The organism is Alkalihalobacterium alkalinitrilicum, assembly GCF_002019605.1.
In the GTDB taxonomy this organism is placed as follows: Bacteria; Bacillota; Bacilli; order Bacillales; family Bacillaceae_F; genus Alkalihalobacterium; species Alkalihalobacterium alkalinitrilicum.
In genome coordinates, this window is record NZ_KV917368.1 from 1,281,095 (window position 1) to 1,295,577 (window position 14,483).

The following is a 14,483-nucleotide window of genomic DNA, read 5'->3' on the forward strand; positions in this document are numbered from 1 at the left end:
TTCCATCACTCTCCCGAAATGTATTACTTCTAATATATCTTATAAACTGAAAAAATAGCAATCATTTTTACAAAATATTAAGAGATCTTCATACATTGGACCTTTATTAATGACTGTTTAGCTACATATTTTCTTTATTGGAATAGCACCCTATCTTCTAAGGAGGTGTGGAGTATGGAAAAAGAAAAGCAAGGAAATAAAAACATGCCTGATTTTAATAAGTTATCTGATCGAGTAATTGCAGAACCGACAAACAGCCCTACTTTTGTGATGAAAACAAATTTAGATCCAGAAAACGTGACCGAAGAAAATCCTTATTTTGATGAAAAAGCTCAGCAAAATTCTAAAGAGTTTCGCCAATACTTTGAAGAAGAATAAATAAATCACATATGTGAAGCCAGGAAAAAGTCCCTGGCTTTTTACGTATATCTTTTGTGAGTCATCTATAACCTCGAAAAATAAGTTTGTTCCTTTTTGTAATTCAAAATATACTCAAGTAAGAGATATAGAACTTCAATAAAGAGGAGAGCATTTGATGAAGGTTAATGGAACACAAATGATTGTCACTTATTTTCCTGCCATCATTATATTCTTAATATCGTTAGTATCGTTTACAACTACACACCCCAACTTAAAAGGTCTGTTTATCATATCGCTACTTGTGATTTTCCCATTATTGTATTTTATACAAAGAATCGTTTGTTCCGTCTTTAAAGTAAATTTCTTGTATTCATTATTCATTTCTACGATGGCTTTTTTAATAGTCCTTCTTGTTTTCTTAAATTCATCGGCGATCATATATATTTTTATGTACATTGTTACTGGAATTTTAGGATATGGCCTTGTGAAACTCGCTCAAGAATTAAGGAATGAGTAACATAACGGATTAAGTTCTGTCTTTTAATAAGTAACTAATAGCAATTAATCACTTGTTATTTACCTTAATAAAAACAGTGCGAAATCTGTGTTAAAAACTGTAAGACTGATATGACAACAACTATTTTCAAAATCACATGCGATTTTGAAAATAGTCGTGTTATTTACTGTTTTCTCTCACTGAACTTAACCCGTTAATGGTAACATACATTCCTATTTTTCTATCTCACTCATGATAATTGAAAAATGAAAAAAGCCAACATATTAGACTGACCTAGTCATATGAGACAGTAATAAAACACCTTCCTAGGCTGCCATATCACCAAACTCTATTGGTGGTGGTAGCCTAGTTTTTCTTGGATACGCTCATCGTTATAATACCTCATAAATTGATCTACACGTGCCTTTACTTCTTCTAAAGACAAAGAATTGAATTTAACATACTGAAATTCTTCTGATTTCAGGTTCGAATGGAAAGACTCAATGACTGCGTTGTCCCAACAGTTTCCCCGGCGTGACCTACTACTGACTAAATTCTTTACTTTAATCCGATTTTGATAAGCATAAGAAGAATAGACACTTCCTTGATCTGAATGGATGATGACTCCTTTAGGGTTTCCTCGCTTTTCTAGTGCTTCATCTAAGGTATCAATCACCAAAGGGATTTGTTGATGAGTATAAAGCTTATAAGCAACGATTTGATTATTAAACAAGTCCATGATCGTTGATAAATATAAAGTGTCTGGACCATATTGAATGTAGGTAATATCCGTTACCCACTTTTGGTTAGGTTTGCTTGCGTGAAACTCTCGCTGTAATAAGTTTGGCGCGACAACGACAGATTCCCCTTGAGATTTCCACCTTCTTTTTTGCTTTACTCTACATTGAAGGTGGTATTTCTGCATGATCCGTTGAACAGTATTACGGTTTAATTTGATGGGATAGTCACGTTTTAATAGCTCCTTGATTTTACGATGGCCATATCGGTACTTTGTTTTTTCGCAAAGGTAAATAATCGCTTCCTCTTCCTTAGACAACTCGACTAGTTGCGCAGATGCCCAGCGATAATAGGTGGATCTGGGAACATTTAAAGCTGATAAAATAGCTGATACTGTATATTTTTTTCGTGAAGTCTGGACTAGTTGGAGGACGATTTCTTTTTCAACTCCTTTTTGATCTCCAAATCTTTTTTAAGATTTCATTTTCCTGTTTTAAGTGATTCATTTGACGTTCTTTTTTCTCTTCATCACTTGAACTGTCAGGTCCATGACCATATGAATATTGTTTCCCTATTGGTTGATCGAATCGATGAACCTGATTTTCACGATACCATTTCATCCACGTTTTGATTTGAGACACATTTTTAATCCCATACTTCTTCATGATCTCATGGTTCGTAAACTGACCACTCATCTTATCTTTCACAACTGCCCACTTAACCTCATTTGAATAAACGTTTTTGCCCATGCAAAAACACCTCCGAATTAGTACTTTGTTTAAGTGTACCATTTCGAAGGTGTTTTATAGTGTCTCATTAATTTAGGTTAGTCTATATAATGTTGACCTTTCTACCGTTTTTTAACTTTATAAAAGGTACCTGATGTTGTACTTACAAGTTCATCTTTTTCATTAAAGATGTCACATTCCGTAAATACAACATTGTATCCATCCTTTGAATATCTTGCTTTAGCGATTAGTTTCCCGCTTGTCATTGCTTTCATATGTGTCGTTTTTAATTCTAATGAAACATAATTATCATCTTTAAAACGGAAATTCAAATGACCTATTGCTGTATCAGCAAGATATGTATAAATCCCTCCATGAACGGTACCGAATGGATTAAACATCGTTTCACTTACAGGACATTCAATCGTGCATTCTCTTTTTTCATCATCATAAAAAAATTCAAAATCAAAAAAATTGAATAAAAATGCTTTTTGTGGAGCTAGTTCAGTGTTTTCTGCTGCTCTTTGTGCTTGTTTTACTACGTATTCTTTATCCAATTGACATCCCCCAATTTCCTTCATGTTACAAAAAATTACTATCTTTGTTAAAATTCGATTTTTGATGCAAAAAACCTTCTTATTTTATTAAAAATATAAATTAAAAACTAAAAGAGACTGCTACCACTAGTCAAGACTAAAACCGACAACTATGATATTCATAGTCAGTGATAATCTAGATATGGCTAGAGAAATTCAGTCTCTTTGTTATTTATGGTTTTAATACAACTTTGATACATTCATCTTCGTGATCATTAAAAATTTTATAAGCTTGGCCTGCGTCATCAAGGGAAACTTTATGAGTAATGATTTCTTTAGGGTCATAATCTCCATTAACAATTTGTTCATATAGTTTTGGCATAATAGGAATAACGGGTGCTTGACCCATTTTCAATGTAATATTTCTAGCAAAAAATGCCCCTAAAGGGAAGGCGTTATAATTTGATCCGTAAACACCTGTAAGTTGAACAATTCCATTTTTTCGAACAGCTTTAGTCGCGATTTGTATAGGGCCTAATGTTCCCCCTTGTAACTTTAATTTTTGTTCAATAAATTCTAGCGGTGATTTTTTACCGTCCATTCCGACGCAATCAATGACTACATCTGCACCCCCTTGAGTAATCTCTTTCAAGTGTTCCCCCATATCAGGGTATTTTGTGAAGTCAAAGACTTCGACGTTGTTCATCTTTTTTGCGTGGTTTAACCGATAATCTAAATAATCGACAGCAATAACTCGTTTTGCACCCTTCATCCATGCATACTTTTGTGTCATTAAGCCAACAGGCCCACAGCCTAGGACGATAACGGTATCTCCTTTTTTTACACCGCTATAATCGACACTCCAAAAGGCAGTAGGTAAAACATCTGATAAAAATAATAGTGACTCATCTTCTAATTCACACGACTCTGGAATAACAAAGGGAGTAAAGTTTCCAAAAGGAACTTTTAAATACTCGGCTTGTCCTCCTGGATGGTTCCCAAATTTCTCACTATATCCAAAGTAGCCGCCTGAATCGTAATGTGGATTTGAATTGTCACATTGACTTGTTAAATCGTGCTCACAATATACGCAATGCCCACATGAAACATTAAAAGGAATGACGACACGGTCGCCTTTTTTTACTTTTGTTACGTCAGGTCCAACTTCTTCGACGATTCCCATCGGTTCGTGCCCAATAATGTAACCATCAGGTAACGGAAAGTTACCCTGGTATAAATGTAGATCGGATCCGCAAATAGCGGTTGATGTAATTTTTACAATAATATCATCTTTTTTTTCAATTTTTGCATCATCGACATTTTTCACGATAACTTTATTGGGTCCTTGATAGGTTACTGCTTTCATTATTTCACTCCATCCATGTAAGTTCTAATTATTAGGATTCATTTAATCAAACACCTTTTTTACATAGTTAGAGTATTTCCATTTAGTAGCTTTTCAATTGGTTTTCATGTTTAGTAAGATTTACATATATCAAAGAAAGTGAAATTTCCTTCAGTGGAATATTACTGCCAGTTGTAGCGGGATAAAATTATGGAGATTTGAAGGGGTGGCAAGAGAAATGGGAAGGAAAAAGGAGTACAAATTTATAAGCATTTGTACTCCAGAATATCCTGTTTATTTTGGTAAGAAATTTGCTTCGCGCTTTTCAAGAAATGCAGAAATTCCTTCTTTTCCTTCCTGACTGATTGATCGCTCAGTAATGACATTTGATTCAATTGCCATTTGTGATTCAAGCGTCTCTTGTAAGGAATGGGAGAATAATTTTTTGGTTGCACCAAAGGCATTCACTGGGCCTTTTGCAAGGTTTTCAGCGAGTTCGATAACAACGTTCATTAACTGTTCTTCTGAAACGACATCATTAACTATGCCCCACTCACTTGCTTCTTGACCACTTAAGACGCGGTTAGTATACATTAACTCTAACGCACGCTTCATACCGACGATACGTGGTAAGAAGTAACTACCAGACCCATCTGGTGTTAAACCGACTTTGTTATACGCCATTACAAACTTTGAGTTGTCTGAAGCATAAGCGAGATCGCATGCACAAGCAAGGCTCATTCCAGCCCCTGCAGCAATACCATTAATAGCACCAATTAACGGTTTGTTCATTCGCGCAAAATATGAAATCGCTTGGTGCAAGTAAGCGGTAACAATTTTCAAGTGAGAACCAATCTCTTCCCCTTCACTAGCAAAGCTTTTTAAATCTCCACCAACTGAAAACTTATTACCAGCACCAGTTATGACAACTGCTCGTATTTCTTGATTTTCAGAACAAGCTATAGCCACGTCTAATAATTCTTTTGCCATTTGAAAATCTAACGCATTTCCTACTTCGGGACGATTTAATGTTACAATCCCTACATTGTTTTCAATTGATAACACGACACTTTGATTATCCATATGTATCCCCCTGTACAATTTATTTACTTCTTAAGTGTATCAAACTTTCTATATAAAAATAAGAATTTTGTAAATTTATTTTTCGACAAAAGACTACTTTTTTTTTAGAAAACAAAAAGTATACCCTATTATATGTCTGTGTTCATAATATACAAAATATAAACGATTGATGAGGTGTTGAAATGGCAGCTATTCAATCAAATGCAAATGATTGATATGAAAAATTATATGATACCTATGTAAAAAGATGTAAAAATTCATTTGTTATAATCTTCCTATGGTGAAAACTTGATTTTAACTATTGCAAACTGCTATTATAAGTACAATTATTTTTGCTCCGATAACAAAATGAGAAAAAAACTTACATAATAAGTTATTTCCGTATTAAAAAGTGTTAATTGGACAAAAATAGTAATACTACAGTGGAATAACCACTTTGGAGGCATTTACATGGCACAAGGAAAAGTAAAATGGTTTAATTCAGAAAAAGGTTTTGGCTTTATCGAAGTTGAAGGTGGCGAAGATGTATTCGTTCACTTTTCAGCCATTCAAGGTGATGGTTTCAAATCACTAGAAGAAGGACAAAGTGTTACGTTTGATATTGAACAAGGCGCACGAGGACCACAAGCTGCTAACGTTCAAAAATAAGTTTAACCAGGACTCCTTTTGGGGTCCTTTTTTCTATGTACTAAGTTCGAAGTTAAATGGTTGAAAAAAAGAGACTAACTCCTTAGTGGTGAAATTGAAATTCTCACTAAGGAAGATAATCTCTAATCATTTCCTCTTTTATTAACGGGTGCTCTTGCTCTGTATTAGAAAAGTATATGAGCCATTGCTACGATAACAGGAAGTGTAATTAAAGTCCGCTCAATGAAAATTATGGCTAAATCACTAAACTTAACAGGTAATTTCGAAGCAAGTAATAGCCCACCAACTTCGGACATGTAGATAAGCTGAGTTACGGAAACACACGCTATAACAAAACGTGTGAATTCACTCTCAATACCACTTCCGATTACTGCTGGTAAGAACATATCAGCAAACCCAATCACCATCGTTTGAGCAGCTTGAGATGCTTCTGGCACTTGCATCAAGTTTAGTAGCGGTACAAATGGAGCTCCAAGTATAGCAAAAAACGCTGTATGCTCCGCAATAATTAATGCTAGTGTTCCGAATGCCATTACAACAGGGATAACACCAAACCACATATCAAAGACGTTTTTAATACCACCCTTTGCAATCACCGCAAAATGATTGTTACTTGATGTTGCACGCTCAACTGCTTTTTCCATTCCGAGTGCAAAGAGATTTCTCCCCTTTAACTCTCCTTCTGCAAACCGTTGTTTATTTTCAACATAGTACGTATCAGCTTTCCGAGATAGCGGCGGGATACGTGGCATAATAACAGCAGCTACAAAACCAGCAAGAACGATCGTTAAATAATACGGGATAAACAAATGCTCTAAACCCATATACGCTAAAATGACGATACTAAACGTTATCGAGACCACTGAAAATGTAGTTCCGATAACGGCAGCCTCTCTTTTAGTATAAAATCCTTCCTCGTACTGTTTATTCGTTAATAATACACCAATGGCCCCATCTCCCATCCATGACGCAATACAATCAATCGAAGAACGTCCAGGAAGTGTGAATACTGGTCGCATAATTTTATTCAATAATACGCCACAAAACTCTAATAAGCCAAAATTTAATAAAAGTGGTAAAAATAGGCCAGCAAATAAAAAGATCGTAAATAACAGCGGTATTAAATCGTATAATAGCAGTCCGCCAGTATATTCAGACCAAATCCATTCTGGACCTAATTGAAATAACGTAATGACAGCAAATATAAAGCCGAACACCCGGATCACAAACCATGTAGGGTGTACTAAAAACAATGCTTTCATTAGATCGCTCTTTAACGGTTTTTCTGGCTTAAGTAACGTTATCCACCCTGTGAAAATAGACACCAAAAACAGTATGGCAGTCACTAACCAAGGTAACACTTCAATCGTTAGTGCCTCAAGTTGCTTTGCTAAAAACGCAACAGGAATAGTAATACCATCTTCAAATTGTAATGGAGTCATAAACAGGAAAATACCAAGTAATGAAGGTATTATAAAAAGCAAATAACGGTTCATAGATGAATTTTTATTATTTTGTTTTTGCTTTTCCACATCATTGGATGCCAATAATAGACCCTCCTTCATGCATAAAAATTATTTCAAACTAATATATCATTATAATAGCCTTTTGCCGAGAAGGGAAGTAATTAATGCTACAGCAACATCACCAGTTTTATTTTTAATATCTAAAATAGGGTTCACCTCGACAAATTCTGCGGAAGTAATGAGGTCTGATTCCGCTAACATTTCTAAAGCAAGATGGCTTTCACGATAAGAAATACCTCCGATAACGGGTGTTCCAACACCAGGAGCATCTGTTGGATCAATTCCATCAAGGTCAAGGCTTAAGTGAACTCCGTCTGTTCTTTCAGCTAAATAGGCAATCGTTTCTTCAATAACTTTTGTCATCCCAAGACGGTCAATTTCATGCATTGTATATACTTTAATTCCGTTTTTCTTGATTAACTCCCTTTCTCCTTCATCAATTGATCTTGCACCAATAACAACGATATTTTCGGGTTTAATTTTCGGATGATCCCCACCAATTTTCGTAAGTGATGAATGTCCCATTCCTAAATTGACAGCTAGTGGCATACCATGGATATTTCCAGATGGTGATGTATCAGCTGTATTTAAGTCCACATGAGCATCGTACCATATTACACCAAGGTTTTGAAAGCGCTTACTTAATCCGGCAATCGAACCAATACTCATACTGTGATCGCCCCCTAATAGAAGTGGAAAGCTTCCTTCTTCTTGTATTTTTTCAACTTCATTTTGAAGCTCTTCACTTACTCGAATAACTTCATGTAAATTCGTTAAATTTTCAGGTACCGTTTCTTTTACACGTGATCGATCAATTTGTAAATCACCGTAATCTCTTACTTCGTAACCAATTGCTTCAATTTCTTCAATTAATCCAGCATATCTTAGGGCACTCGGTCCCATATCAACACCACGACGTTTTTGACCTAAATCCATTGGCACACCGATAATAGAAACTTTTTTAAAATTTCTCATTTTCAACGTCCACCTCTCCATTTTTGTAATAGCACAATCATTTATTCGAAAAATTGCGACTATACTTTTTCTCTCAAGTTTTAATATACACAAAAGTATGAATATATAATAAACTTTTATATAAACATAATATACACCAATGTATAAATTTTCGCATTAAAAAAATAAATGGGAAAAGGCTGAAACATGAGATACATGTCAGCCTACTTTTTTATTCCCATTTTAAGTCAATCGGTAATACTTTTATGATTTCATTGAGATGTGTTGCTTTTTGAGTTTGGGTCATCCAGATATGAACCGTTCCATGATCTTCACGACTTCTAATTAATCGTCCAAGACCTTGTCGCAAACGAAGTAACATATAAGGTGTATCAATATCCTTAATAGGATCTTTTACATGTTTTCGTTTCGCTTGAAAAACAGGGTCATGAGGAGGAAACGGTAACGATGAAATAATAACTTGGGTTAGTGCTTCACCAGGAACGTCTAAACCTTCCCATAAATGATAAGCACAAAGTACTGTTGAAGGATTTTGTTGGAAATACTGAACAGAAACGCTAATTTCTTGATCACCTTCATAGACGATATCAAAGCTCCATGTTTGTTGATCGGCCCATTTACGGAAACGACTCATTTCTTCAACAGATGTGAATAGCACAAGTGAATGACCAGCATTATTTCCTAATGCAGCTCCAATATTCTCCCATTTTATGTGTTCATCTACTTCAATATGTGCGATAAGTTTCATTTGCTCTTCATAATCAAATGGTGATGCAACAGTGAATGAAGAATAGTTTGAAATACCAAGACTATTGGCGATATATGAAAAGTCACCATCTTTTGATAATGTAGCTGATGAAAAGATAAAAGGAATACCTTGTGAAAACACTTCTTTTTTCAAAATTTCTTCGACGAGACGAGGCATAATAACAAACGATGTTTCGAGCTCACTTTCCTCAAGCCAAAATATACCTTCTCCCTCTTTTAATAACTTGGTTAAGCCATAGGAGAAAAATTCTAAATACTCTTCAATAATTTTAACGTGATAATCCTCGAGTGTGAATAATTCTGAGTCAAAAACAAGTTGTTCTAACAGTTCTTGTACATAATGGTCCATTTTTTGAGCTACATCAAGCATTTCTTTAGAACGAGGGACATCGAGTCGATCCGAACCTTCTACGAGAACAGCTGTTTCTCTTAAAATATCAAACCATTCGTCATGTAAAAGTAAAATTTCTTCGATTAATACGAGTGATTCTTCTCGGACATTTTGGTTCATATATGCTGTTAATACAGTATTTAATGTTTCAGAATGAAAGCGATACGTTAATGCTTTTTGTGCAGCGAACTCAAGTAAATGGCCTTCGTCAAAAACGACACAGCTTGCTTCAGGTAATAATGGAAGCTGCCCTTCTCGCTTTCGTGATTCCTTCGTCCATACATGTTCCATATAAAAGTCGTGTGAACAAATAATTAAATCGGTGGACTCTCTGTAATAATTACGATGAAGTGTTTGGCCGCAACGATGACGCCATTCACAAGTTGAACATTGTTGCAAAGGGTCCCAGGCCACTTGTTCCCATTTATGATTCGGTACCCACGGGAAGTCTTTGCGATCGCCGTACCGTTCAAACAAAGGCATAGAGAAATTCGTATCGTATACAAAGCTAGGTATTTCCTCATGCACACGTAATAGGTCATCATCTTCAGTTCGATTTGCAAGTGGGTCTAATTTTTTCATACAGACATATTGCTCACGAGCTTTGGCTAGTCGAACATCGACCTTAAGGCCTAGTGCCTTTTCAAGCTTTTCAATATCCCCACCTTTTTTGACTAGCTGTTCAATAAGCGTTTCATCAGCACAGGAAATGATCGCAGGTTTTCTCATATAACGCGCATAGCAAATCGCATATAATAAATAGACGAATGTTTTCCCCGTACCTACTCCAGCTTCAGCAAAACTAATACTCTTATTTTTAAAAGCTTGTTCAATTTGAAAAGCCATGTAAATTTGTTCATCTCGTAATTCATAACCATGTTCAGGTAAAATATCATAAAAAACGTCACCAACATAGTCCCCGAGGCGATCAAAGAAACGATCGTTTTTTGAAACAGTAAATGGAAGCGATTGTGTCATTCTAAATCTCCGTTCTACTCTAAATTAATAAAGTTATGTATTTCCTTTTACTAAAGTAAGCCACCCTTTATCATACGAAATAATCGTGCGAATGTAAATGAAAAATTTCTTGACCAACATTACAATGTGGTGGAATTTAGGATTATATTATTGTACAATTTGGAACTTGGTTCACTTTTCATCCATCCATGTGGTAGAGCAATTTTTGTAATAGAATGTAACGAGATATCCGTAAGTTAAAAGATCCTTGGTGTTCAAAAAAACGCATGTGTTTCCAGTGTGGAAATACATACGTCCTAAACTTGATATTACTAGATTTAAAAATTTTCAATCACTTAAAGAAAAAACATCGATAGTTGTGGAATAAACACAATTAATAACAACGTAAATACCATGACTAAGAAAAAAGGTACAATCGCACGTGAGATTTCTTCAATTGACAATCCCGAAATACCAGATCCAACAAAGAGGTTGACCCCGAGTGGCGGTGTAATAAAACCAATCGCGAGGTTAACTACCATGATAATTCCAAAATGAATAGGGTCGTAACCTAAATTTACTGCGATCGGTAATAAGATTGGCGTTAAGATAATAATAGCCGCTAATGTATCCATAAAACAACCAACAATAAGTAATAAGATCGTTATTAATAATATTAGGATAATTGGACTTTCTGAAATCGAAAGCATCGCCTGTGCCACTTGATTAGGGATTTGTTCGATCGTCAACAAGCGACCAAATGCTGTTGCTGTTCCAACTATGATTAAAATTGTAGCAGTTGTTAAGGCAGCATCAATGAAGACTTTAGGTAAATCTTTAATTTTCAGCTCACGATATAATAGAAGGCCAGCAATCAAACCGTAGACGACCGCAATTACAGCGGCTTCTGTTGGGGTAAAAATTCCTCCGTAAATTCCACCTAGAATGATAATAGGAATTAATAAAGCCCATTTTGCATCCCATGTAGCTACTAAAAACTTTTTAAATGACGTTTTTTCGCCATTTCCTCTATAGCCCATTTTCCTTGAATAGAAATAAGAATACATAATTAGCCCTAAGCCAACTATAACTCCAGGAATAATACCTGCAATAAATAAATTCCCTATGGAAGTACCACCGACGACCCCGTAAATAACCATCGGGATACTTGGTGGAATGATGACTCCAAGTGAACCAGCTGCAGCAACAACAGCGGTTGCAAACTTTTTATCATAGCCTTGTCTAACCATTGCTGGTATCATAATCCCACCAATTGCAGCAACAGTTGCAGGGCCTGACCCTGAAATAGCTGCAAAAAACATACATGTAATGATGGTCGCAATTGCAAATCCACCTGTTTTATTGCCAACGACGGTATTTGCTACTCGGAATAAACGATCTGAAATACCACCTTTTCCCATGATTTCACCAGCTAAAATAAAGAAAGGTACGGCCATTAATGGAAATGAGTCAACTGAAGTAACTAACCCTTGCGCTAGAAATTCAAGAGGGATAGAACCTGAGAAGAGAATAGTAACTAGTGTAGCAAGCCCTAAAGCAATACCAATCGGCACACTTAATAATAGAAATAATGCGAAACTACCAAATAATACAGCTGCTGTCATTTTGTGTCCTCCTCCCTCTTACCGCTTCAGTTTGTCATTTTCAATAATTTCAGTCACATCATCATTAGAGAGAATTTTCTCTTTCTCTGTTAGTGGCTCTATTTTTTCAATACCAATTAACATTTTAACTTGTTTGATAAGTTGTTGGACAATCCGAATAGCTGTTAATCCCATTCCAATGGGTGTAGCCAGATAAACTAATCCCATTGGAATTTGTAGTGCTGGAGACTTTTGACCCCAAGTTAGTAGTTTTTGAGCGATGTCATATCCATAGAACATCACGAAAATGGCAAATCCTAAGAATAATAAATTAGCCAATATATTTAATACAATCTTTGCTCTGTCTTTCAATAGTAGTAGCATTACGTCAACTTTTATATGTCGTTGTTTTTTGACTCCATAACTGATTCCAAGATACACGAGCCAAATAAAACAATACCTTGCAAGTTCTTCTGACCAGGCTAATGACGACCCCATTATATAACGCATGAAAACTTGCATTGCGATAACAGTAACCATAATAATAGAAAAAAGAACGAGAAATACTTCTTCTAGATGTTCATCAATCCATTTTAGTGCTTTCATTAATAAAGCCCCTCTCATAAAAAATACATCCTCACTATTTTGAGAATAAAAGCATACAAAACTATCTACCTAATGCAAAGGTCAATAATGAATAGAGTTCAAAAATCTGAACAAAATAGTAAAGATAAATACTTTTGTTTACTTTTATTTTATCTATAGAAAGTTTCACTTCTCATAGATTTAAAGAGTCATACAACACACAACATTTTCTAGATTGGCGCTAGCTCCATGGTTTTATATATTGGATAAAGAGACTTGAACGACTTTGTCCAAGTCTCTTTATTTTATTATCTACTGTTTTGCAGCTTCAATTGCATCATAAACTTCTTGAACTAACTCTGCACCGATACGCTCTGCGTACTTATCAAGTACTGGCTGTATTGCTTCAACCATTTCAGCACGAGCTTCAGGTGTAATTTCAGTAAATGTCATTCCTTCTTCAATTAAGTTCTCAAGGTATTGAGCATTTGCTTCACGATTCAATTGACGTTGATATAAGCCAGCTTCATATGCAGCTTCGCTAACAATCTCTTGGTGTTCAGCAGTTAACCCGTCAAAGAATGTTTTGCTCATCAGAAATACAAATGGGCTATAGATATGATGAGTGTTAGAAACATGGCCTTGTACTTCATGAAAAGCTTGTAAATAAATCGTTGCTACAGGGTTTTCTTGTCCATCAACTGTACCTTGTTGAAGAGCAGTAAATAACTCAGTAAATGCCATGGGTGTAGGATTTGCACCTAATGCACGGAAAGCTTCAAGATGTAATTCATTTTCCATTGTACGAACAGCTAGACCTTTAAAGTCTTCCATTGACGCAACAGCACGTTTACTATTCGTTAAATCACGGAAACCATTTTCCCAGTATGCTAAACCTACTAGATTTTGGTTTTCAAGTTTACCAAGGAATTTCTGTCCAACTTCACCATCTAATACTGCATCGGCTACTTCACTACTAGGAAATAAAAATGGAAAGTCAAATACTGAAAATTCGGAAATAAAGTTTGCGATTGGAGCAGTTGATGGTACGGTAACTTCTTGCGTTCCTAATTGTAACGCTTCCATCATTGAACGGTCATCACCTAGTTGTCCACTATGATAAGCCTCAACTACAATTGCTCCTTCAGTGCGTTCTTCAACTAATTCTGCAAATTTTAATAATCCTTTAAATTGTGGATGCTCATCGTTTAACCCAATACCAGCACGGATGATTTTAACTTGTTCAGTAGCTTCAGGTTCAGATGCAGCGCTTCCACTATTACCATCTGTTGTTGTATCACTACTTCCACAAGCTGCTAAGACAAATGCCATTGATCCTAATAAAATAGTAGAGAATGTTCTTTTGAATTTTTTCATTTCTGTTCCTCCTCTTAGATGTGTACATTTCATAAAGTTATATTAGAAAATTGATAATCCGAAAAATATCTCACTATCAACTTCCTAGTTCCATTCACTACCTAATTACATTGTAAGTAATCGCTTTCAAAGATAATGCTTAAAAATGCTTTAGATCATTATTAATGCATTAAATATGCCTATCAACTATTCGATAATACGCTCTATTAGAAAGTGAATGAAATATTTTTTCTAATCCCTATTATATGACAAAAAATTTTTTTCACAATACTTTTTTTGAAAAAATATTTTTTGTAAAACGTTTTCATTTGAAATATAATGGAACTATATTTAATCTTCTATTTTAAAATAATAACTTTCGATAAC

General features: G+C 35.2%; 12 protein-coding genes and 1 pseudogene. 3 read left to right on the forward strand and 10 right to left on the reverse strand.

The window, feature by feature from the left end; genetic code table 11:
* Positions 1–174 precede the first annotated feature (174 nt).
* Both BK574_RS06100 and BK574_RS06105 read left to right on the forward strand, forming a co-directional pair.
* Positions 175–378, forward strand: a complete 204-nt coding sequence (locus BK574_RS06100; RefSeq protein ID WP_078427936.1) for a hypothetical protein — start codon at positions 175–177, stop codon at positions 376–378.
* A 157-nt stretch (positions 379–535) separates the two neighbouring features.
* Positions 536–877 carry a hypothetical protein gene (locus BK574_RS06105; RefSeq protein WP_078427937.1) on the forward strand — a complete coding sequence of 114 codons (342 nt, stop codon included), beginning with the start codon at positions 536–538 and terminating at the stop codon, positions 875–877.
* A gap of 305 nt (positions 878–1,182) precedes the next feature.
* On the opposite strand, the pseudogene BK574_RS06110 reads toward BK574_RS06105, so the two are convergent.
* The 4 genes and pseudogenes from BK574_RS06110 to BK574_RS06125 form a co-directional block, all read right to left on the reverse strand.
* Positions 1,183–2,343: pseudogene (locus BK574_RS06110) on the reverse strand (IS3 family transposase).
* A gap of 101 nt (positions 2,344–2,444) precedes the next feature.
* The gene (locus tag BK574_RS06115) at positions 2,445–2,879 is read right to left on the reverse strand and encodes a PaaI family thioesterase (protein WP_158211551.1); all 435 of its coding nucleotides are present in this window, start codon (positions 2,877–2,879) and stop codon (positions 2,445–2,447) included.
* A gap of 211 nt (positions 2,880–3,090) precedes the next feature.
* Positions 3,091–4,224, reverse strand: coding sequence for a zinc-dependent alcohol dehydrogenase (locus BK574_RS06120; protein WP_078427939.1), 1,134 nt, complete (start codon positions 4,222–4,224; stop codon positions 3,091–3,093).
* Positions 4,225–4,497: 273 nt separating this feature from the next.
* Positions 4,498–5,286 carry an enoyl-CoA hydratase/isomerase family protein gene (locus BK574_RS06125; RefSeq protein ID WP_078427940.1) on the reverse strand — a complete coding sequence of 263 codons (789 nt, stop codon included), beginning with the start codon at positions 5,284–5,286 and terminating at the stop codon, positions 4,498–4,500.
* Between the two features lie 450 nt (positions 5,287–5,736).
* Between BK574_RS06125 and BK574_RS06130 the strand changes: the two genes are divergently transcribed.
* Positions 5,737–5,934 (forward strand): cold-shock protein, encoded by a 198-nt coding sequence (locus tag BK574_RS06130; RefSeq protein WP_075389036.1) that lies wholly within the window; start codon positions 5,737–5,739, stop codon positions 5,932–5,934.
* 164 nt (positions 5,935–6,098) lie between these two features.
* On the opposite strand, the gene BK574_RS06135 is transcribed toward BK574_RS06130, so the two are convergent.
* From BK574_RS06135 to BK574_RS06160, 6 genes are all read right to left on the reverse strand, one after another.
* On the reverse strand, positions 6,099–7,481 hold the full coding sequence (locus BK574_RS06135) for a YjiH family protein (protein WP_420796928.1): 1,383 nt from the start codon (positions 7,479–7,481) through the stop codon (positions 6,099–6,101).
* A gap of 48 nt (positions 7,482–7,529) precedes the next feature.
* On the reverse strand, positions 7,530–8,435 hold the full coding sequence (gene rocF, locus BK574_RS06140; RefSeq protein WP_078427942.1) for an arginase: 906 nt from the start codon (positions 8,433–8,435) through the stop codon (positions 7,530–7,532).
* A 211-nt stretch (positions 8,436–8,646) separates the two neighbouring features.
* On the reverse strand, positions 8,647–10,572 hold the full coding sequence (locus BK574_RS06145) for an ATP-dependent DNA helicase (protein ID WP_078427943.1): 1,926 nt from the start codon (positions 10,570–10,572) through the stop codon (positions 8,647–8,649).
* A 335-nt stretch (positions 10,573–10,907) separates the two neighbouring features.
* Entirely contained in the window at positions 10,908–12,176 is a 1,269-nt protein-coding gene (locus BK574_RS06150; RefSeq protein ID WP_078427944.1) for a TRAP transporter large permease, read from the reverse strand.
* An 18-nt stretch (positions 12,177–12,194) separates the two neighbouring features.
* Positions 12,195–12,761: a TRAP transporter small permease gene (locus tag BK574_RS06155; RefSeq protein WP_078430788.1), complete on the reverse strand. Its 567-nt coding sequence runs from the start codon at positions 12,759–12,761 to the stop codon at positions 12,195–12,197.
* A 291-nt stretch (positions 12,762–13,052) separates the two neighbouring features.
* Entirely contained in the window at positions 13,053–14,117 is a 1,065-nt protein-coding gene (locus BK574_RS06160; protein WP_078427945.1) for a TRAP transporter substrate-binding protein, read from the reverse strand.
* Between the last annotated feature and the right edge of the window lie 366 nt (positions 14,118–14,483).